We start from the raw sequence: 21,509 nt of genomic DNA, 5'->3' as shown, positions 1-21,509 counted from the left end.
AAATCCTAATTACTCCGAGTCCCCGTCAAGCACGACGGTGGCACGGTGTCACGCGTAAAAATACATAGGATCAGCCTCTATCCCCCGGCAGCTCCAGTACCGCCCTCAAGCCCCCGAGGGGGGCGGCTTCGAGCTTGAGGGAGCCGCGATAGAGCGCGGCAAGGTCGCTGACGATGGATAGCCCAAGGCCCGATCCGGGCTTCGTTTCGTCCAACCGACGGCCCCGCTTGAGCATTTCCTCTCGCGCCGTTTCCGGCAGACCCGGACCATCGTCATCGATCAGCAGACGGAAGCGGGGGCGGTCGATATCTTCCCGGATCACCTCGACGGAGATCTCGACTTTGTGAGCGGCCCATTTGGCGGCATTGTCGATGAGATTGCCTGCCATCTCCTCAAGATCCTGCTTCTCGCCCCGGAAACGCAGATCCAAGGGAATCGCAAGCTCGACCGCCAGATCCTTGTCCTGGTAGATTTTCGCAAAGGTGCGGGCGAGCCCGGCGATGACAGGCTCCACATCGGTCAGGGTGCCTAATGTTCCGGCCAGTGCTGCCGCGCGGGCGCGGTCCAGGTAATAGTTCACCTGATCGCGCATCAGGGTCGCCTGCTCGCGCACCCTGGAGGCCACCTCATCCGGCGCATTCTCCGCCTCGTTCATGATGATGCTGAGCGGTGTCTTGAGGGCATGAGCCAGATTGCCGACCTGGGTGCGGGCACGCTCCAGAATCTCGCGATTGGTGTCGAGCAGAAGGTTCAGCTCGCTCGCGAGCGGCGAGATATCGCGCGGATACTCGCCCGAAATCCGATCCGCCTCCCCCCGGCGGATCGTGCCGAGCGCGGAGCGGAGATTGGCCAGGGGACGCAGGCCGAAACGGATCTGCAGAAGCGTCGAGAAGCCCAGCGCCAAGCCGAGCAATGCGAACGTGACAGTGAGCGCAAAGAGAAAATCCCGCACGCTCGCGGCGATCTCGTCCGCAGGGCCAGCCACGCGGATGATGTATCGTCCATCCTCGCCCAGATCGATGTCGCGCTCGATTAGGCGTAGCTCGCGCTCGTCAGGAGCTCGGCCATAGCCGCGTCTGATCTGGCCGAACCGGGTGTCGTCCGAGGCGGCAAGGCTCGGCAGCATTCCGCCGAAGAGGGATTTGGAGGAGCGGATTTCTCCCGGCTTGGCATTCGGACGCGCCACCTGCCAGTACCAGCCGGACAGGGGGAGCTCGAAGCGCGGATCACCGATGGGGCCGAGATCCCGGTCGGGATCGCCGGGCGTGACGAGGTTCGAGGCCAGGGTATTGGCATAGACCAGGAGGCGCTGATCGAAGGCTCGTTCCGTATTATCCCGGTAGAGCGTGAGTAGGATAAGCCCCGCGATGAGCAGGATCGCGAAGCTCCAGAACACGGAGGAAACGGCAAGCCGGACCGCGATGGGCCGGCTTGCGAGACGCTTCAGGATCGGACCGATGCCGCTCACGTCTTCGTCTGGCTTGCGTCGAGAAGATAGCCGAGGCCGCGCACCGTCTGGATGATGTCGACCCCGAGCTTCTTGCGAAGCCTGCCGATGAATACCTCGATTGTGTTCGAGTCGCGGTCGAAATCCTGGTCGTAGAGGTGCTCGGTCAGTTCGCCGCGAGAAACAATGCGGCCCATATGGTGCATGAGATAGGACAGAAGCCTGTATTCATGCGAGGTCAGCTTTACCGGGTTGCCATCGACCGCCACGCGGCCGGAGCGCGTATCGAGCTTTACCGGCCCGCAGGCGATCTCGCTGGTGGCATGGCCGGTGGCCCGGCGCAGAAGGGCGCGCACGCGGGCAAGCAGCTCCTCCATGTGGAACGGCTTTGTTACGTAATCATCAGCACCGGCATCGAAGCCCTGGACCTTGTCGCTCCAACGGTCGCGGGCGGTCAGGATGATGACTGGCGTCTTCCTTCCCTCGCGACGCCAGGCGGTGAGAACGGAGACGCCATCGACCTTGGGCAGGCCGAGGTCGAGGATGATGGCATCATAGGGTTCCGTATCCCCGAGGAACTGCCCCTCCTCGCCGTCGAAGGCGGTATCAACCGCGTAGCCCGCCTGCTCGAGGGAGGTCACGATCTGCTTATTGAGGGTCTTGTCGTCCTCGACAACGAGAAGGCGCACGTTTTGAGCTTTCTGTTAATGGACCGATTTCACGCGCCCGGAAGAGCCGTCGATCATCACTTGCACGATGCGACCATCCTTTTGCAAGGCCATGATCACGTAGACAAGGGTGTCGCTGCTGCGGCAGAGGCTGGCCCGCACCACGTCCGAGTTGGGCACCTGGCGCTTCGCGGTCATGACGGCGGCAGCCGGCGCGACAATGCTTTTGGAGGCCACGGCCTCCTGCATTTCGCGGGGCGGCAGGCAATTGGCGAGGGCGGCCGTCGCGCTCTGCGCGGCCGCTGCCCCCATCGTTGCCCACAGCGCTATGACCAGACAAACCAGACGCATGCGCCTCTCATGCCTTTGCAGCACTGAACAAAGCCTGAATGCTGTTTTAATTCAGAATCTGCTTCGTCGCCAGGATGCGGAATACCGTGGAGGCAATGAAGCTGGCGGCGGCAACGAGCTGGATGGCCGCCTCCTCGAAGGCACCGGTGCTCAAGGATGAGGTGTCGAAGCCGAACAAAGCGAGGACAAGAGCGACGAGGCCGATCAGATTGGCCCAAACGGTGCGGCTGGCGAGAATGGTTTTGGTATCCAACATATCAAGCATTCCTTGTTGATGGTGACGATGAAGCGACGAGCCGGAGAGCCTCCTGCTCGACCGCGAGAACCCGCCGGCGCCATCCCCGTCCGAAGACGGGCCATGTGGCGAGGCGGAAGAGAAACCCGAGGCGAGCCCGCGTCAGGCGGCGCACCGTCGCGGCGGGATCGGCGCGGCTTGCGGCCTTGATGGTCACGGGCCCGATCAGGCCATCGGCCCCGACGCCGAGAACGCTCTGCAGCATCGTCACTGCCCGCTTGGGGCCCGAATTGACGGCAAGATCGAACACGGCGAGGTCGAGCCCGAGCGGAAGCTCGTCGGCGCGGACAGCCTTCCAGTAGAGGCTGCGATAGATCGAGGCCGCCTCCTCCCTGGTCAGGCGACGCACATCCTCCACCGAGGCCAGACACCCTCGCGAACGGGAGAGCGTTTCGCGGGTGATGCCGAAATTCGTGGCCCCACCGGGATCGCGGGGATGATTGACGAAGCCGCCCTCATGCTGGAGCACGAGCGCGACGGCAGTCTCGAATGATGAAGATCCGCTCATCGAACTCCTCACAGTTCCGCCTGCAGGGCGATGAAAGCCGCGCTGCCGACATTCAGCACGCCGGTGGAACCTGCCGTGCCGTTGAACGACGCGCCGGCAAGCAGGCGCAGCATGACGGCGGATGGACTTGCCGAAGTCGCGAGCATCGGGATCACCGCGCCCGTCAGCGTTGTCCATGCAGACATGGCGTTGTTGTAGAAACCGATCTGATTGCCCGAAGGCGATGCCGCTGCCCATGTAAAACCACTCGTCACGAGCGTTGGACTGGCTCGCATAGACACGGGCAGAATGTACGGAATGTCGATGACGTTGGAGCTGATACGCTGCCCGAACGCGACGACGATGGGAGCCGACCCGCCACTGAGCGGGAAGCTTTGATAATAGCGGCGGCAGAGCTGCTCCTCGACATTAGGAAGCTCGCCCATCCAGGGCGATGCGAAAGCGCCGATTTCCAGCTTCACGTTCTGGAACGAGCACGCTGCGGATGGCTGGAGCCGGACGGAAACATTCCCTGTCTCGGTTCCATCGAGTGTGACCGTGACGGAGCGGCGGCCCGAGCCTGCGGAGATGGTCGCAGCCTTCGTTCCCACGATAATCGGGAGATTTGTTGATGGGTCCTGGACTGAGAGCGTCAGCGTCGCGCCGCCGAGATTGGCCCGGCCCGCTAGGGCGGACGCGTGCACGACATCGACGACCTGATCGAGAGCGCCGGTGAGTGTGATCGTTCCATCCGCTGCACGAGTGACGGTGCAGCCGCCCGGCCCGGCCTTCCAGCGGTCGAAGCCGTAAACGCCTGCGGCAAGGGCCCCGCCCGCGAAGTTGCGCTGGTTCACGCGGAAAGCCGCATTGATCAGGAGGTTCGGCCTCGGCATGTTCGCAACGCCCTGCGGAAAGGACGCGATGCCCGATTGTCCATCGACGACCAATGCATCGAACCATTGCGCTCCATCCGGGGAGACGCGAATGCTGAAATCGTCATTGCCGACAAGGCCCGTTTCGGCGCGCCCGCTGAAACCGCGCTGGTACAATTGCGACAGCACATTCGCCGTGCCCACCTTGTTGAGGACGAAACGGAGATCGCCGGTGCCGCCCTCCCCCACACTCAGCGCGGCGAACAGGGCGGCGTTGAGCTTCGCGGCCAGCCGGTTCAGTGAATCCGGTACGGTACCGATACCAAGGCGCTCGACGCTATCGAGCGTTCGGCAGAACCTGCCGATGTCGTGCCATTGCTCGCCGTCATGAATGACAACGGCGCGCTCGGCCTCCACATGAGCAATCCAGCCGGCGCGAGGGACGAGGAAGCGCCATGCGGCGAGCTCGTACAGCGCGATCTTTCCCTCCTGCCCTGCGAAGGCTCCGGTTGCATCGGAGCCCACGAGATAGCGGTCGCCATCCGTAGGGGACGATGGCGGTGCACTGCGCCCGCGCTCCTTGAGGGACATCTGCACAAGGGCATCGAGGGATGCGAGCGCTTCGTTATGCGTGACGTGCTTTTGCGCCTGCGCCGCAGCCAGCAGGGGCAGTGCCAAATGAGGTGTTGAGGTCATGAAACAACTTGCTTTGAATGGAGGAAGGCAGAACAGGCTCAGAGAACCGGCAATGTGACGCTGCGCGCGAAGCCACGCCCGGCGACCGCGCTGATCTGCGATATGTGCAGGCTCAGGATGCTTTGGGGCGCACCGAAATCGACAAGCTCGTGCTCTGCGGCGTAATGAGCGAACGGCTCGGTGCTGGTCATCTGACGAAGAATGCCGCCATCCTTGAGGATGTCGATTTCGTAGCGTTCCGTATCTTCGCCCAGAGGAACATCGACGGCCTCCCAGCCATCGCCTTCGCGGCGCGTCCGGCGCAGCCATGCGATGCGCAATCCATCCGCCTCACGGCGCACGGATACATGAACCGGGCTCATGGGCTTGAGGGCCTCGCGCCCGATGGTGGCCGCGATTTCCGTCATGGCGGGATCGGCATGATCGCGTCCCGAAGGGCCGATCCTGTAGCGCCAGGTTTGCCCCAGATCGGCGAGATCGCTCGACAGAGGAACGACCGCTTCGTCCAATCGCACGATGAGCGCTCCGGCAGGGACGCTGCGCGCCGCCTCCGGCTCCGTGCCAGCAAGGCCTCGCAGGAAGCGGGAAAGGCGGTAGGTCCGCTCTCCGATCAGCTCCGCACGCGCGGCCGACAGGATTTCCCATCGCCCATCGCCCCCTTGAACGGCAAATAGGTTGCCGCCGGCGAGCGCCTCCTCGTCATCGATGGAGCTTAACGCGCCCGAGGAAATCTCGACGTCGAGAGAGGCTCCCGCATCCCAGCGCCAAAGCGGACCGGGCGGAAGCATCGTCATGGTCGTGCCGATCACCGCCGGCAGATCGAGGATGCGGTGTGGCTTGTAGCTCGCGCCGTTTCCGGACCGCCAGATTGTCACCGCGCCAGGCCATGGATCGGCAGCGACCGCGATATATTGCAGCCCCGCGGGATCGCCGAAGGCGGCGGGCAGGTCGAGAATGACCGCCTGCGGCTTCCCCGGCACCGGTGGCGGGCGGCGCGGCGGGCGCTCGATGGATGCGCCGGGCCGCTCGAACACGGCGGGCTCGACGGCGCGCGTAGTGACTTTGCGCGTCGGCCCATCGGCGATCCGGAGGACGCGGTGGAGTTTGGGACCCGCATCTGTGGGAAGCGAGATCACGTCTCCCGGCTCCAGCTCCACGCTGCGGGAGGACAGTTCGAACTCCGCCCCTTCCCGCCCGGCCCAGAGATCCTGAAGCCAGGCATCCGCAAGACGCTGCGCCTCGGCGCGGCGCGTGATCATGGCGCAATCGGCCCGCGATTCACGGCGGCTCGCTCCTGACAGGCGGCGCGAGGCGACGGCGGCACGGCGATAATCCATGTCGCCTTCCGTGTAGCCGATCTCCACCTGCTGCGGCAGCTCGGTCTCCTGCGAGCGGGTGAGCTTGAGGGAGGGCTCGCCTTCGCTCATGACGAGATCGTCTTTGCTGAGTTCGATGATCGCCCGGCCGCCGCGACCGCGCCATGCGATCTTTCCGGCGTTCGCAATCGCATCGACGCCGAACAGTCGCATCAGCGGTTCGAGCGCGCCGCGCACCGACATGGGCCTGTCGATCACATAGCCGTCCATGAACCCATCGACGGGGATGGGGCCGGGATCGCCCAATCCGAAATCCTTCAGCACGGCGGCGATCAGCCGGTCGAGGGGCATGCCTTCGAGACGGCCAGTGATCATGTCCCGTCTCCCAGTTCGCCCCGTCCTTCCAGACGGATTCGAAATCGGGAAAGGCGGGAAATGGCCTTGCGTCCCAGGCCCAGACATAGACATGACCGGGGTCCACCATGCGCCCGCCATAGACGGGCGAGACGGGATTATAGCTGTCGGCAAATCCGCGCTGCGCGGGATCGAACCGGGAGATGATCGCCTCGAGCGCGCGGGCCTGCACGAGGTCGTCGCGCACGCCACGCGAGAATGGCGGATAGGCCGATTCCGAAGATTTCGGATCGGGAAAGACATTGGGTCCGTTTGGTCCCTTGTCGACCGCCGGAATACCGATCTCGGTGAGCCAGATCGGCTTCGACTGCGCCTGCCAGAGAGTGGACCCGATCTCGACGCCGTTGTAGCGCTCGATATGCGGGCTCGACCACCAGGAGACGAGATCCTTGGCGCGAAAAACCCATGGCTTGCCGTAGGCCCCATCGGTGATGGGCGTGCGGTTCTGGGCCGCGCGGTCGGCCGCATTGGCATAGTACCAATCGAAGGCTTCGCCGCTGCCCAGGCGATGGCGCAGGTAATCTGCATCGTAGATGCTGCGCCCCGCCGCGAGATCCGCGTGATCGGGACTATCACGCCAATCGGAAATGGGCGGATAATAGTCGATACCGACCGCATCGATCTCGTCATTGCCGAAGAGCGGATCGAGGGGAAAGCGGACCTCCGCGCCCCCATCGAGCACATGAGATCCATATTCCGTCCAATCCGCCGCATAGACGATCTTGGTGCTGGCACCGACGACGCTGCGAACAGCGGTCAGCATCTGCCGCAGGCGAGTAACGGCGGGATAGACGCCTGGCGAGGAGCGCACGCGGGTCAGCCCGACGAACTCGCTGCCGAGGATGAAGCCATGCACGCCGCCCGCTTTCTTTGCGAGATCGGCATAATGAGTGATGAAAGCACGGTAGCTACCCTCGGCACGGCTGAAGAACTGTACGATCTGTGACGTTGCCGCGCTTGTTCCATCCACTGTCTCCGGGCGGCCGGGAGCGGGATCGCACGTGATGCGCCCGCGCCAGGGATAAGCCGCCTGGCCCGTGCCGCCATAAGGATCGGGCAAGCTGTTCCCGGCGGGAATATCCATCATCACGAAGGGATAGAGGACCACTTCCAATCCCCGGCTCTTCAGCGCCTTGATGAGGCGGATCACCGTTTCGTCCGAAGGGGTGCCGCCGTAAGCGGGCGCACCATCGGCGAGGGACACGGTCTTGGCCTTGTCGCGCGTCAACTCGGCAACGGACCACGTGGCTCCATCCGTGGTCTTCGTCGCCACATCGACACGCGGTTCGATCTGGCACGAGCCCGCCCGCAGATCGGTGCCGAACCAGCTCACCACGAGGGAGACGCGGTTCAGGTTCGGGCAGAGCGCCTGCAGGGCATCGAGCGAAGCCAGCACATCGGCTCCCCGATTCCATTGATGGCGGTTCTCGGGTCTCGTCTTGCCGAGGGAGAGCACCTGCGTGATGGGAATGGTATCATAGCCGAACTCGCTTGCGCCGGGGATCAGGCAGACGGCGCGGATCATGTTGTTGAGACCGTCCACGGGACGAATGATCTCGAATGAGAATTGCGGAACGCGGTTTCCGTAATCCGCGAGCGGCAGCCGCTCGAACACCACATAGGCCAAACCGCGATAGGCCGGCGCGAAGGTGCCCCCCTCCTTCGCGACGATCAGCGGATCGGCGGCTTGCGCCTCGGAGCCGCGATGCACGCGCATGTTCACCGTCGTGAGGTCAATCTCGCGGCCATCCGCCCAGACACGGCGGATGAAGCCGATCTGTCCCTCGCAAAGCCCCACCGCGAGATTGGCGAAATAGGAATAGGTCGTGGTGGAGGTTTTCGGGCCTCCGCCCATGCCCTTTCCGCCCTGGGTGCCGGAGCGTTCGACCTTGGTGTTCGCGACCTCTTCGAGACGTGTCGCCCAGATCAGCTGCCCACCGATGCGTGCGCGGCCATAGACGCGCGGAATGGCGGCACCCTCGCTTGAAGTCAGGCCGTCGATCTCCTTAAGGCGCGGCCCCTCCACGTATTTCGTGTTGTCGGAGCCGCCGCTTAAGAGAGCATTGTCGATGGCGGCGCCCGCAAGGCCGCCGAGAGCCCGCCCGGCCATCGCGCCCAGCGGGCCCGCGACCATGCCGCCGACGACCGAGCCGACGGTTTGGAGAACGATTGTGGCCATGGTGATTATCCCGGAAAGCGAAAAGCGTAAGCAAGGTGACGACGCCACCAGGGGCGGAAGGCCACCTCAGTAACGCAGGCCCCGTCATGGGCATGGATCATGGTGTCGTGCGAAGTTGCGATGGCGCAGTGCTTCGCCGGCATGGTCTCGCGCCAGCGGAACAGCAGCACATCGCCGGGCTCGAAGGTTTCGAGATCGACCTCGATGAGATATTTGCGCGCGGCGGCGAGGAGCGTATCGGCGCCGGCCTCCGCCCAATCGGGCGAATAGGGCGGAGGCAGTTCGGGCACTCTGCCTACAACGCCTTTCCAGACGCCGCGCAGCAGCCCGAGGCAATCGCAGCCGATGCCCTTGAGAGAAGCCTGATGCCGGTAAGGCGTTCCGATCCAGGAACGCGCCTCTTCGATGATCGCTGCACTTCTCACTTGAAGAAGCTCCCGCCGTCGAGACCCGGCTCGCCCTGTTGCGGCATGCGGATGATGAAATCGTTGCCGGGCATGTGCGGAAAGCCCCGAAAGTTCACGACGTTCTTGAACTTCCTGCGGCACATGCCGTGGGTCTTGTCACAGCCTGCGGTGACCCGGAACGTATCGCCGACCTTGATTGCCTGCGGCGCTCGCTGCCACAGGTCGAACTCGTCCACACCGTTGATGGCGCGATGCACCTTGACCTCGACCGCGAGCCCGGCATTGTCGCCGGACAGCCAGGTGAGCTTGCCGCCCGTGCACCAATTGTCCGAGAAGCCGATACCGGAGGCGACGATGCCGAGCGCACCATCGGTGCGGGTCACCGTGCCCGTATTGGCATAAGTCGAGGACGACAGGTTCACGCCGCATTTGGCATCGCCCAGATCGGCGGAGCATGTGGCGCGAAACAGCCGGCCTCGCTCCTCGTCGAGGCGGTGCATGACGCCGCGCAATTCCGCGACGAAGCTGCCATCCGCGCGGCGGATCTCGCCGATGGAGCCGATGTCGAGCAGCAACCGCTCCTCCACATTGCTCCAGTTCACGAGCCATGTTTCCACGCTCGCATCGTCGTAGCGGCCGGAGGAGATGTCGTCCTCCGTAAGCCCTGCGGACATGAGCGCGCCCGCCACCTCCCCGCCACCGACGGCGAAGCCGAGTTCGGCCGTGGCTTCCGCTGCCTCAAGCCCGGAACGCGCGGTGAAAACCGTGCCGCCGAAGCCGAGGTCGCGGTCATGTTCGGTGAAGCCAAAGGCCTGCCCGTCCTGCCGGATCAGCTTCCAGCAATGGCAAAGCGACGTCGTCCCCTCCGCCATATGGGCGGCGAGGTTCAAGGGAATGCTGCGCATGACTTCTTCCAGAAGTGTCTAGGGAACGATTTCGATCAGCGGGATCTGCGGGATCGCGCCGGCCTCGAAGGCGGAGAGGTCGATGTCGAGTTCGTCCGTATCGAAACGGACCGGAACGTCGAAAGCGTAGCCCGCCGTGATCGCGGCTCCATCGTTCGGTGGTACGGAGAACGTCACCAGACCTGTCGCGGGGTCGCAGTTGAAGGCGCTTCCCACCGCCTGCTCGATGCCGTTGACGGCCACTCTGACGGAGCCGCCCACGGGCTTGGCGATGGTTCGCACATAAGGCGCGAAGGAGGAGCCGTAGGTTTTCACCAGCTGGAACTCCTGCCGCGCGCCGTTCCCTATACCGATCCGCTGGTCGAGGGGCGTGGGCTCCTTTGAGGGCTGTCCTGAGCGCCAATCGGTCCGGTCGCGGAAGCGAAAGCCGTAGAGCTTGCCGCGCCTTTCCTCGAAGAACACGATCACCGCATGCAGCGCATCGATGGTTCTCACGCCCAGGCCTGCATCGTAACGGCGGCGGGATTGCGCCCAACGGCTGTTGCGATGCTCCCGGCCTGAGGCGAGCGTGACGATATCGGTCCGCCGCACCGGCCCTCCCCGACTGCCAAGGCTGACGTCGAGGGGAAAGCGGACCTCATGGAAATCGGATGCCATGATCCATCTCTCAATTCTTGAAACGAAAAAAGCGGGGGTGGCGTTGTCGTCGAGACAAAGCGTCAGACAAGGAGACGGCAGGCGATGAGCAACGCTCCCAACGACCTTCACCAGGATTTCCCGGACAAGGCCGACCGCATCCACCAATTGAAGACGAGCAACAACCGTTTCGCGCGGCTCTACGACGAGTACAACGAGCTGAACCGCACCATTCACCGCATCGAAACGCGTGTGGAGCCTCAATCGGATGAGGCGGAAGAGGAACTCAAGCGCCGACGCCTGCAGATCAAGGACGAGATCATGGCGATGCTCAACGGCGAGGACGCCTGAAGGTCTACATGCCGCGTTGGCCCCGCGCGACGGCCCGCGCCAGCGCGGCGGAAACCTGCGCCTCGGACCGGCGGAAGCTCTCCGCATCCGGCGTCGAGATATTGACTGTGATTGCGGCGGCGCTCCCGCCTCCGCCTGAGCGGACACCGAGCTTGCCGTCCGACCCTCGAGCCAGTGGCATCACGGCCTCCGCACCTCTTTCGCCCATGACGCCGAGGCCGCGCCCGAGGGGAAAATAGGTCGGCGCACCGACGATACCGCCTTGGGCGAACGGCATCACCATGCCTCGCGAGAACACGCCGCCCTTGGCGAAGGGCGCGGCGGGAGCACCGCCGCCTCCTCCGCCGAAGAGGGAGCCAACGATTGAACCGAGCCCTTTGAAGAGCCCGCCGAGCAGCCCGCCTCCGTCCATCGGCAGAGAGCTGCCCATGGCGCCTACGGTCATGCTCTTGATGCTCTGGCTCAAAGCCATCTGGAGCGGCGCCAGAGCCAGACGTAACCCTGTTTCAACAAGAGACTCGCGCATCTTCTTGAAAACATTGTCAAGCTTCTTGCCCCCCGCGACGTTCTTCGCGAAAGCATTGGACAAAGAGTCACCGAATTTATCGGAGAGCCCGATGAGGGTATTGAGCTGGCGTTCTTTATCCTTTTCCCAATCTGATTTGGGATTATTAGTACCAGGCTTTTGGTCTTCACCAGCCATAAAGACAGTCCTTTATATTTTCTTGTTCCCATTACTTGGATTGACAGCCTGCAACACGAAACCAGCACCAGATTTGGTCTTCAATTCGGAAGATTTGTCGAAAAAGGAGTTTTCCCGAGCGGAAGCCGAGTGCAATTTGGAGGCCGAGAAAGCTGCTATGCTGGCTTCGAACAGCGTAACTGCAGGCGAACGCTGGAGAAAGATTCTCATCCTCTGCATGGAGGCGAAAGGAACTCGGTTCGTGGGGACCGCCGACCAAGTGCCGCCAGACGCAAAACCCCAACGGACCATCCAATGACTCTTCGCCCCATCATCGCCATTACGATGCTTATTCCAGTCGTTGGACTTAGCGCGTGCATGACTCCGCCTCCGACAAGGAGCATCTACAAGACACCTGGGATGAGCGATGCGCAATGGAGCCGCATCAGGGATGAGTGCTGGTACGAGGCGGAGAAGGCAACGGCTTCTGCCGACCCAAGGACGGCTACCTCCTATACAGAGCGTCGTCTTTTCAAGATGTGCGCAGAGCTCAAGGGCGCAACATTTGCCGGCAGGGTTACGATGCCCAATGAGCAATGGAATCGGATCGACGCCCTCTGCAAGGAGGAGGCAGCAAGGGCTGTTGCAGGACAACCTCCATCACGCGGAAGAGACGAGCGAAAAGAGGATTTAGAGATCGAATGCGCCAAGCGGAATGGAGCGGTGTTTCAGCAGTCGCTCTATCCCTAATAGACTCTGCAAAATTGGAGTGCAGGACTACCCGGCACAAATATGTAGGTGAATGATGATTTTAGAGGATAGCTCTCCGTGAATGACATTAGGGGCACCAGTTATACCCCCTTGTCATCCGGAAAAGCCTTCATCATCCGCCGCAAATCGCTGCTGACCACCGGCTCCATTCCTCGCCCGCCGGTCAGCCCTTCCCATGCCGCGAAGAGCTCGCGCGGGGTTGCGTGCCAGAGCTGATCGGGGCTCCACCGCAGAATGCTCAAACCTAGCATCATCACGTCGTCCCAGGGAAAGATCTCATTCCGTGGGAGAGCTTGCTGATCGCTCAAGCGCCCTGCGGCTGAACTTCCCCCCAGTATGTACATACCCAAAACGCGGAAAACTACCCGAAATAGTGCCGATTTACCTGCAATCCGCCCGAAGTTCAATTTGTGCTGAGCAGTTTCTGCACCGACGTTATAATCATGTCTTTGCTCCCCTTTTCCGTCGCTCATGCACGCGTCGAACATCGAGACCCGTCCAGTCGTGACTGGGTAATTTCGATCTTCATCGACGGCGGCGATGAGTTCACACCGTGGCGAGACTACCGTTTCGCTCATGCGGGCGTTTGGTCTGTCGCGCGTCAAAGGACCCGCGCCCAGGCCGTCGGGCTGCTTATCGATTTTATGGTAACTCGCGGACGCGAATTCCTCTCACCCCTTGAGAAGCGACAGGAGCTCTTTCGGGCATTTGCATCGGCCTTAGTCGTTGGAACCATTCAAGATGAGGGCGATCCGTCGGGTCTCTACTGGCTCCCTCGGACCCGTCGCCACGCTGCCTCGATCATCAAGATTGCAACCCATTTTACAGATTGGCTCGTCGAGACAAAGGGCATCGACCCAATCAACCCTGAGCGCGGGGCAACGCTCGGTGAGCAGATAGCGTTCTGGCATCGCTGGAATATGATGCGTCGGAGTTCCCTGCTGGCTCACCTCAAGAAGTCATCGAGCGCATTTGAAAAGGCAGAGTTCGCCCGCTCTGTGGGCAAGCCTTTCCTGTTGCCGCGCGTGGAAACTGAGACCAAGGCGTTCCCCGAAGATCGTTTCTTTGATCTTCTTGCGACGGGTTTCGTAAGGTCACCCCAACTTCAGTGGACAACTTACCGGGACCAAATGATTACCCTCCTCCTGCATCACGGAGGTCAACGTGTGTCACAGCCCATGCACCTCTGGATAGATGACGTCTATGTGGATCCAGAGGATAAGCGGAGCTGCATTGTCCACATTTTCCATCCTAGTGATGGCCTGACAGATTATCTTGACCCCTCAACTGGCAAGATAAACACCATATTGCGGTCTGAATACCTACGCCTAAAATATGGTCGCTCCCCATTAACGGACGAAATTGCTCCGCATCGGGTAGGCTTCAAGAACCCGCTGATGCGCGGTGGAGGCAACTACATCCGCGTTTTCTGGAACAATGCCGATGCCGGACGACTCTTCATGACGCTTTATAAGCGATATCTGGAAGTCCGGCCTGTAATCTCGACGCACCCCTTTCTGTTAATCACACAGACGGGCGCTCCAATGACCGCACGTGACTACGCCAAGGTGCATGCTGCTGCAATGAGGAGAATTGGGCTTATACCGGCCAAGAAGCTTGGCACGACACCACACGGCCACAGACATGCTTTCGGCCACTGGCTTGATGCAAATAATGACATCTTGTCTCCGAAAATGAGGCAGATCTGTCTCGCCCATAACTCAGTCCTCAGCCAAAAGATTTACGAACCTGAAGAGGTTGCGAAAATCAATTCGGCGATGAGCAAGGCACAACAGAGGGCTTATGGGCAAATTGAAACTGACATTCCAACTTTAGCGCGACTACTGGAGCAATGATGCCTAAGCCACTTCCAGCATCCACTTGGCAGACCGACAATTTCGCTGAAGCGACGAGTTATTTGACTGGCCGTACCATCAGGCGCAACACCGACCCGACTCGTGTCTTGCTCTGTCCTGAAACACACTGGGAGTCCGCGAGAGTACAGGCGCTAATTTGCGGGTTACGTATGCGCTGGTGCGTGCGCACGCCGGCTAGGCTGGATGGAAAAACTTCAAAACACGTCTGGAAGCTTTTAACGAAACTCGGAGACAAAGGCGATTCTGAAGCAGTCTGTGAATTCCTTGAGGCGATACTACCTCAGATGCCCGCATGGAGTGGACATGTGAAAGCGCCATGGAAGGATATGGATAGGACACTGATCAAGGAGGTGCTGGTCGGCCTCAAGGCCTGCGATGCAATAGCCTTCCCAGCAAAAACAGGATTTCTTCGCTACACTCGGATGGACTGCCATAAGGAAATCATTGATCCGCTAGTAGAATTAGCGGCTCGCATGGATCACACCGGCAATGGCCTCAGCATCCTGCACCAATATATAAGAAATGCGTTGCTTTCACGCACTGGTGTCATTGAGGTCGGCGATCTAACTCCTGAAGTCATTCCAGATGATCCGGGGAAAGCTCGTTTTTCCTTCTTTCACCTACTGTGCGTTGCCCAACGCGACAAGTTTGGAAACTCGGTCGTTCATAATGAAAATAGCTACGCCGTCTTAATCGAGCAGGTATCAAAAAAGAAAACTCGTGACCTTCAATTCCGTTGGACCACCAAGGACCGACCGGAAATGGAGGATTGGCGACGCGCTGCCGCAGAGTACCTAGAACAGCTAGGGTTAGGAAACCTCACCGCACCGAGGACCGCACTAGCCGCGTTCCTTGATTACGTCATTGACAATCCTGGTGTCCCGCGCAATCCAGTGGCCTACCTCACTCAATCACTTGACAGCGTCCCTATTTTCACGGGCCCGCCGAAACTTGGCGAGAATGTACGTCATGTGAAGTCTTTCCTCGACTGGATCATCAAGAAAAAGCTCACTTCCGAGGATGACGCCGGACGTCCGATCCTTCTGCCTGGGACGGTCAATCCCCTCGCCGAGGTGCGACACGCACGACGAGCTCCGAGTGAGTCAGTTCGCGAGGCAATGCCACCAAAACTGATGCGGCGTGCGATAGCGATCCTCACGGAAAGCGACTGGGCTTTTGCGAGACAAAGGAATGCCCGAGGAAGTATTGGCGACTGGTTTCAATGGTGCAATCCGAAGACGGGATATTATGAAGAGATCTGGTCGCCGGTCAGAGCCGTTGCTCTCTACGTAAAGCTACGCATGCCATTCCGTACGATTCAGGTTCGAACGATGGATGATGGTTCCGCCGACACGATGATTTATGACGCCAAAAGGAAACAGATGGTCTTGAATAAAGGACCATTGGCAAGCGGCTCACGGAAGAAACCAATTCAGCGGGGTGCAATCCAAGCGGTGCAGGATCTAGGCTCGGCGCGGACGATCCTGTCTTGCCGCATTACGACGAACAAAACGGCCGACGTTAATAAGGATGCTTGGGCCAAGGGCTACCTCTGTCCATGGCTTCCCGATGATGTGAGCGACAAACTCCTGTTCCTCACCGAGTGGCAGACTATGTACAATCCAATCGAGCGCGTAACTCCTTGGCGCAAGCTGAGGGAATTCGAACATACAAAGCTCGACGACGTCCTCGTTGGAATGGAGAACTGCTTTCTCTTTCGAAATCCCAAGAACAATTACGGTCGTAAAGACGAGCCAATCACGAACGACGACGTGATGTGGCTCTGGCTTCGTGTCAACCTCGAGCTTGAACGGCGTCTTGAGGTTGAAGGACAGGTAGGCCTCGATGGGCAACCGATCCGCCTCATCACATCCTACAATATTACGACTGGGCAGCCGGCAACGGCGCTTTATGATCTCCACGCATTACGAGTTTCTATTATCACGAATTTGCTCGAGACCGGGGAGATATCTCCGGAGATGATGATGAAGGTAGTTGGGCACGCGACAGTCGTGATGGTGATGTATTACACCAAGCACAGCAATGTCTTGATTTCCGACTGCCTTTACCGTGCTGACAAACGGTCCCTTGAGACCGAACAGGAGAACTGGGTTCGCCACCTACGCTCCATGCAATACAAGGACCTGAGGAAGGCCGTTATTGCCAATAGCGAAACCGGGGCGGAACGGTTCGCCAGTGCCGCCAGTGGAAACTTGCTACGGCTCTTCATCGGCGTCTGCCCAGTCGGAGGAACCCAGTGTCATGTCGGCGGCGCCAAGATGACCAGTCGGGTCAATGAGCAAGTCTACGGCCCAATCCCGGGTGGACGGAGCAACTGCGCCGGTTGCAGATTCCTCATTACGGGTGAGCCGTTTCTTCATGGTATACATGCCGAGTTCAACACACGGTCCTTCGAGAACACTGGGCTACAGAGAACCAGGGACGCAGTCGACGATCGTTTCGAAGTGCTCGAGGCCCAACGCCGTCAATGTGAACTTTCCGGTGTGCCTTTCCCCGAGTTTCGCGATCTGGACCGCGCATCAGATGATCTAGCCGAAATTGACGCACGACTTGCCCAGCTTGGAACCGAGATGGCAAATCTCATGGCTTTGGAGGCACAGACTCGCCGCCTTGTCGATGAGCAGCGGCGTGCTGGTGCTACCCGCCTCGCCCTTGTCACGGGTGACTTCGATAGCGTCCGTATAGCCTTGATGGAATCCACCGAAATCGACCTCGCAGATCGTCTCTGTGACGCTGCTGACTTCTATCCATCGATCGCAGCCAGGGGGAATCTGACGGAACTCGCCGCCTATTTTCGTGGTCAAAGATATGACCGTGCTCTACGCCGCGAACGGCTTGATCCTCGGTTCTACGACATGGATCCCGGTACATCGATCTACGTCGGGAACCGCTTGATGCAGTATCTTGAATTGAACATTGGCCGGTCGGCAACCCTTAGAGTGCTGGACGGTGAGAACAGCCTGTCCGATGAATGCCGTAGTCGCGGTCTCCTCCCAGAAGCGTTCGTCGCGCAATTTGCCGAAGTGATTGAGAATTCTCTTGCCGATCGGGTACGGATGCCGAAACGATCGGCCAGCGAGAGCCGGTACCTTCCCGGGAACCAACAATGATTCGGCCGATCGCTCCGACTTGCGTAACCATCGGTGGTAGGAAATACCATCAGGACAGGACATCCCCGCTTGGGTTGGGCCCCACCGTCGGTCGACCACCGAGGAAGCTGACGAGGGCGACTTCGACCCTTAAGACCATTCGAAAACCTGCGATTCTGACAGCCACCGGCGAGGCAATCCATGGCAAGTGACGAGTTTCAGACCGTGGTCGCTGAGGTTTCGGCACGTTCCAACGCCCGTCGCAAAGCAACCGTCGCCCAATTCGTGCAAATTCTTCAGCGAATGCACGCTAAAGGGACACACACCTACTCCATATCGGTTGTCGGTAAGGAGTGCGAGGCTCAGGATGTGATTACCACCCAAGCAATTAGAAATGCGACGGGTGCGGACTATCGACTCATCATCGAGGCTTTTGCCCGCGATGTCGGCGCGAGCACCACGCACAGCGTGAACGTTCGGCAGACGCCATTGGAAGAGGCAATCAACAGCATTGCTGACAAGGATATCCGCACGCGCCTTCGTTACCTTCTCGCTGAGGTGAAGGCACTGCGTAATGAGAACAATACACTCTCGGCTGCGTTCAAGCGCCTCTCATTCAAAGCCCACGAGTCAACTGCTTCAGTAAGCGCGCCTCCTCTCTTGAGCAGTCCTGTGAATGCAACCGAAATCCAACCACCACCACAGTTCGATACCGTCCCGCTTGCTGACTTCATAAGTGATCGCTGGATCGACAAGAAAGGATGGATTGTCGATAGTCATGGAACGATCAGGGACGAGAACAATGATCGAATGACACCCAATGGCTTTGTCCCCGCCCTGCGGACTGCACTCGAGTATTTGCGCCGAAGGTCATGAGGAGAACCTTATCAAGTCTTGGGCCTTGATGTTCTTCGCCAGCAAGAAACTTACTCGATTTCAGAGCCGCTAGCCACTATCTGCGTTTCGATGAAATCGAACGCGCCATGGGGCAGGTTGGTAAGTCCATGGACCTCATCGAAATGCCCAAGCGCCTTGCTCAGGTACTTGGTAGCAAGGAGAAGCCAATGAGGATCCGGATCGGTTGGCACAATTGCCGGTGCCCGATGCCCTCGGTGGGCAGGATTTTGGCAATGTACCGTGTTGAAGATGCTGACATGAGTCCAGTTCGAATGGGCAACCCCACTGAAAGGTTGATAGACGTGATTGTAGAAGTCGATAAAACCTGCCTCGTCGGCCATCTTCCTCGTGTTGAGGCCTGACCAACTGCCTAGATTCACCTCAACGAACTGGTGCATGCGCTGGGATGCAAGCCATTCGCGGCCGACTTCAATCATCAGGCTCAATCGCTCTCGCTCATCCGGATCGGTCGTCTGCTCAAGTGCACGCTCTTGGTGGGCAACCTGAAGCTTCATCGCGCCAAGACCATCTTCGACAAACTGCTTGGACCGAGGTCCCGGGTCCTTGAGGATCCAGGCCATGGAAATGAACACATCGGCCATGGCGCGCAGAATTATTGGCGCAGTATGCGGGTTCCAGATGGCGGGCGCTGACGCCAAATCGATCGCAAGCGTAGCCTGCCTGCAAATGAGCGCTGACACGACCTCGTAAGTCTCAATAGCCTTGAGGTTCAGTGGCCACTGCTTCAATCGCTCACGTAAGTCATTCCTGACACTGTTGCGATAGGCAATGATGAACGCTTCAGCGGGATCGTCGCTTTCAGGATCTTCATCTTGTATGGTGTCGGGCAATAGACAGGGGCCAAACCCAGCAACTCCGTCCCAAAAGTCGTTACCCCATGCCTCGTCGTTCTGGAAGGCACGTCCCTCGTCTTGGTGCATCATAAATAGATTTGGCGCAGCGGCCCTGAAAGCGCCAGCCGCTTGCTGTGCTGCCTCGGTATCGGGATAGTTGCCGATCGCCTTGAACCGATGGATAAGATCATCGACCAAATGGTCTGCGACATGGACCTTACCTTGATCGATGCCAAGGCGGTACGCCAGTGCCATGGACAGGACCGAGAGGCGACCGTTTCGATCATAGCATTCACGTAAAACCACTGCGAAGTTGTTGGCGACCAAGTCCTCGGGTTTCGAGTCAACATCCAAGAATGCGAGCGGATGGGAACTTGCGATTGAGCAAAGAGGACGTAAGGCGGCATTGATCTCCGCACGAACACTTGCGTCAAGGCTAGTGGCAAGAGCAGTTTTTTCTTCGGGCTTCAGTGTCGAGAACGCACTAAACCTAACGAACATCGGCGCGTCCAGCCTTTCAACGACATGTCTTGCGGTTATCACCAAATCCCGACACACCTTGACTGCCGCCTCATAGCCGCAATGATCAATTATGAGCGCTATCCAAATTGCCTCCGGGACGAGTTGTCGTGTCCAGGAGTATTGAAACAGTTTGTTCCCAGCAGCACCGACGAACGGAGGGACCAACTTTCGCTTTATCGCGACGTGATCCGCCAGCAATGGATGTCGCTTTCCGTGGTTCATTGTTATCTCGTGCTACAGACTAGACGTCACACTACATGCTCTGCATCAGTGTTCTCATTCGTCCATAAACATTGGAATACTCAGCAGCTTGAAGGGCGGACTTCTTCTCTTCAAACACGATCTTCTTAGCGTCTGTAAGCTCAATCCCATGAAGGGAAATTGTTCCAATGATAGTCTGTCCGCCGTTAGGCCGCTTTGACGTTACAAGCTTCACTATGGCGGGGGCATTGGTACGATCCTGCTCCTGTTGGACGGGACTATCAATGACCAAGGGCGCAGTGAAGGATGTTGTGAATCGATGAATCGTGTCTGAGAGAGATAAGATGTATGCGAGAAGCAGGCGTGGATGCTCGCTGCCAGTTTCAACAATCTTTCCGGTAATCTTCGTGATTGCATCATTGTCAGGATCGAGGAAGTTTAGACTTCTCAGATATTTTCCCATTAGAGACGCGTAGTAGTTCTCGACCTTCCTCTTAATGGCAGGGTCGTTGAGCTTCTTTATCTCATCATTGATGGATGACGCTGCCGCAATCTTATTTCCGATAGCACCCTGCAAATCTCGAAGTTGAGAAGCAAATACGTCAAAGGCAGCGCGGCGTCCTTCGCTTTCTATAACGTCTTTAAGAGTTACATCCCCGTGTTGTCGCTCGAGAATCTCCTGAATCTCCGAAACAGTTTTGTCTGTGGACCGAATGGTCTCCTGCAACTCCTCTACCCGTCGTGAGAGACCACGGACTTTCCGATTTGTGTTGCTTAGAAACTCGAGACATTCTTCACGATCTCTAAGTATTGAGAAGCGATTGGCAAAATTGTTTTGGTGACGGGTTCCACATGTCGGACACGGGATCTCGTCCCGTGCGTCATCCGAAGCCCATTCTGCATCCATTGCGAGTTCATTGACAGATGCTTGTACGATAGAGGCTTGCTCGTTCAGCGTCGTCCGCAGATCAAGTATATCAGAAAGTTCAAGGGCCCTTGCCTGTCGAATTTCGCGAAGGACTTTCAATCTTACCAAAAATCCGTCGATTGCATCTTCGTGAGAAGCATAAGACAATTCGATGCCATCAAAACTCGGTTCCAGTCCTAGACGCGCGACAGCCTTTTGCACGACCCTATGATCATGCTCCAATTCCCTCTTCTCGATTTCCAACTTTTTCTTATCAGCGATAAGTTCGTAATACCGATTGGGACGAATGCCAGAATGGAATTCGATCAAGAATTTCTTGAAATTGGCGTACTGCTGAAGTCTGTCAAATGAGCTTAGCGGCTTTGCCCATCCTGCATCTTGATCCACGTAAAAGGGGAGGAAAGCGTAAGCCGGTGGAGGCGTCTCAGGCGCGCCCTTGCGATTCGAGAGCACTAGCTTGAAATCTAGTAATTTTGCAAAGAATGGTCCGAGTTCACTCGTGAATGACGTTGTGGAAATGAGCAGCCGATTTTCGGCATCGAAGACCGCTACCCTGTCGCCGCTTCTGAGCGCTCTGAACCTCGCCCCGTCAACATTGAACGTCAAAAGCGCCTTAACATTTGCTTTGCCCCATCTCGGATGC

The 21,509-nt window shown here is 59.0% G+C and carries 19 protein-coding genes and 1 pseudogene; 6 read left to right on the top strand and 14 right to left on the bottom strand.

Annotated elements, in window-relative coordinates; genetic code table 11:
• Positions 1-70: 70 nt before the first annotated feature.
• From ACXJKO_RS14750 to ACXJKO_RS14705, 10 genes and pseudogenes are all read right to left on the bottom strand, one after another.
• Positions 71-1,468 carry an ATP-binding protein gene (locus tag ACXJKO_RS14750; protein WP_457091842.1) on the bottom strand — a complete coding sequence of 466 codons (1,398 nt, stop codon included), beginning with the start codon at positions 1,466-1,468 and terminating at the stop codon, positions 71-73.
• Positions 1,465-2,136 carry a response regulator transcription factor gene (locus ACXJKO_RS14745; protein WP_457091841.1) on the bottom strand — a complete coding sequence of 224 codons (672 nt, stop codon included), beginning with the start codon at positions 2,134-2,136 and terminating at the stop codon, positions 1,465-1,467. The genes ACXJKO_RS14750 and ACXJKO_RS14745 overlap by 4 nt, the downstream gene beginning before the upstream one ends.
• Positions 2,137-2,151: 15 nt before the next feature.
• Complete coding sequence (locus tag ACXJKO_RS14740; RefSeq protein ID WP_457091840.1) at positions 2,152-2,466, bottom strand: PepSY domain-containing protein; 315 nt, start codon at positions 2,464-2,466, stop codon at positions 2,152-2,154.
• Between the two features lie 46 nt (positions 2,467-2,512).
• Entirely contained in the window at positions 2,513-2,722 is a 210-nt protein-coding gene (locus tag ACXJKO_RS14735) for a hypothetical protein (protein WP_457091839.1), read from the bottom strand.
• Position 2,723: 1 nt separating this feature from the next.
• Positions 2,724-3,269 carry a glycoside hydrolase family 108 protein gene (locus tag ACXJKO_RS14730; protein WP_457091838.1) on the bottom strand — a complete coding sequence of 182 codons (546 nt, stop codon included), beginning with the start codon at positions 3,267-3,269 and terminating at the stop codon, positions 2,724-2,726.
• Positions 3,270-3,277: 8 nt separating this feature from the next.
• Complete coding sequence (locus ACXJKO_RS14725) at positions 3,278-4,816, bottom strand: DUF2793 domain-containing protein (protein ID WP_457091837.1); 1,539 nt, start codon at positions 4,814-4,816, stop codon at positions 3,278-3,280.
• A 38-nt stretch (positions 4,817-4,854) separates the two neighbouring features.
• Positions 4,855-8,725, bottom strand: a pseudogene (locus tag ACXJKO_RS14720) (baseplate multidomain protein megatron).
• A 5-nt stretch (positions 8,726-8,730) separates the two neighbouring features.
• The gene (locus ACXJKO_RS14715; protein ID WP_457091836.1) at positions 8,731-9,150 is read right to left on the bottom strand and encodes an NlpC/P60 family protein; all 420 of its coding nucleotides are present in this window, start codon (positions 9,148-9,150) and stop codon (positions 8,731-8,733) included.
• The gene (locus ACXJKO_RS14710) at positions 9,147-10,037 is read right to left on the bottom strand and encodes a DUF2163 domain-containing protein (protein WP_457091835.1); all 891 of its coding nucleotides are present in this window, start codon (positions 10,035-10,037) and stop codon (positions 9,147-9,149) included. Before ACXJKO_RS14710 ends, ACXJKO_RS14715 begins: the two co-directional genes overlap by 4 nt.
• 18 nt (positions 10,038-10,055) lie before the next feature.
• The gene (locus ACXJKO_RS14705) at positions 10,056-10,694 is read right to left on the bottom strand and encodes a phage distal tail protein, Rcc01695 family (RefSeq protein WP_457091834.1); all 639 of its coding nucleotides are present in this window, start codon (positions 10,692-10,694) and stop codon (positions 10,056-10,058) included.
• A gap of 84 nt (positions 10,695-10,778) precedes the next feature.
• On the opposite strand from ACXJKO_RS14705, the gene ACXJKO_RS14700 reads away from it, so the two are divergent.
• Positions 10,779-11,024, top strand: a complete 246-nt coding sequence (locus ACXJKO_RS14700; RefSeq protein ID WP_457091833.1) for a YdcH family protein — start codon at positions 10,779-10,781, stop codon at positions 11,022-11,024.
• A gap of 4 nt (positions 11,025-11,028) precedes the next feature.
• Here the strand turns inward: ACXJKO_RS14700 and ACXJKO_RS14695 are convergent, their stop codons facing one another.
• The gene (locus tag ACXJKO_RS14695) at positions 11,029-11,469 is read right to left on the bottom strand and encodes a phage tail tape measure protein (RefSeq protein ID WP_457091832.1); all 441 of its coding nucleotides are present in this window, start codon (positions 11,467-11,469) and stop codon (positions 11,029-11,031) included.
• Here ACXJKO_RS14695 and ACXJKO_RS14690 point away from each other — a divergent pair.
• The gene (locus ACXJKO_RS14690; RefSeq protein ID WP_457091831.1) at positions 11,453-12,025 is read left to right on the top strand and encodes a hypothetical protein; all 573 of its coding nucleotides are present in this window, start codon (positions 11,453-11,455) and stop codon (positions 12,023-12,025) included. The genes ACXJKO_RS14695 and ACXJKO_RS14690 overlap by 17 nt on opposite strands.
• Before the next feature lie 101 nt (positions 12,026-12,126).
• The gene (locus ACXJKO_RS14685) at positions 12,127-12,456 is read left to right on the top strand and encodes a hypothetical protein (RefSeq protein WP_457091830.1); all 330 of its coding nucleotides are present in this window, start codon (positions 12,127-12,129) and stop codon (positions 12,454-12,456) included.
• 101 nt (positions 12,457-12,557) lie between these two features.
• On the opposite strand, the gene ACXJKO_RS14680 is transcribed toward ACXJKO_RS14685, so the two are convergent.
• Entirely contained in the window at positions 12,558-12,950 is a 393-nt protein-coding gene (locus ACXJKO_RS14680) for a phage tail assembly chaperone (RefSeq protein ID WP_457091829.1), read from the bottom strand.
• On the opposite strand from ACXJKO_RS14680, the gene gmtY reads away from it, so the two are divergent.
• The 3 genes from gmtY to gmtX all read left to right on the top strand — a co-directional run bounded on the left by gmtY (position 12,921) and on the right by gmtX (position 18,340).
• The gene (gene gmtY, locus ACXJKO_RS14675) at positions 12,921-14,333 is read left to right on the top strand and encodes a gamma-mobile-trio recombinase GmtY (protein ID WP_457091828.1); all 1,413 of its coding nucleotides are present in this window, start codon (positions 12,921-12,923) and stop codon (positions 14,331-14,333) included. The genes ACXJKO_RS14680 and gmtY overlap by 30 nt on opposite strands.
• The gene (locus ACXJKO_RS14670; RefSeq protein WP_457091827.1) at positions 14,333-17,485 is read left to right on the top strand and encodes a VPA1269 family protein; all 3,153 of its coding nucleotides are present in this window, start codon (positions 14,333-14,335) and stop codon (positions 17,483-17,485) included. The genes gmtY and ACXJKO_RS14670 overlap by 1 nt, the downstream gene beginning before the upstream one ends.
• Positions 17,486-17,665: 180 nt before the next feature.
• On the top strand, positions 17,666-18,340 hold the full coding sequence (gmtX, locus tag ACXJKO_RS14665; RefSeq protein ID WP_457091826.1) for a gamma-mobile-trio protein GmtX: 675 nt from the start codon (positions 17,666-17,668) through the stop codon (positions 18,338-18,340).
• A 50-nt stretch (positions 18,341-18,390) separates the two neighbouring features.
• Here the strand turns inward: gmtX and ACXJKO_RS14660 are convergent, their stop codons facing one another.
• Both ACXJKO_RS14660 and ACXJKO_RS14655 read right to left on the bottom strand, forming a co-directional pair.
• Positions 18,391-19,959 (bottom strand): DUF5677 domain-containing protein, encoded by a 1,569-nt coding sequence (locus ACXJKO_RS14660; protein ID WP_457091825.1) that lies wholly within the window; start codon positions 19,957-19,959, stop codon positions 18,391-18,393.
• A 31-nt stretch (positions 19,960-19,990) separates the two neighbouring features.
• Positions 19,991-21,509, bottom strand: a 1,519-nt coding sequence (locus tag ACXJKO_RS14655) for a hypothetical protein (RefSeq protein ID WP_457091824.1), incomplete at its 5' end; no start/stop codon positions are given.

Source organism: Microvirga sp. P5_D2 (genome assembly GCF_054049475.1).
Note: the sequence above shows the minus strand (reverse complement) of the source record. Positions and strands in the feature narration are given on the sequence as shown.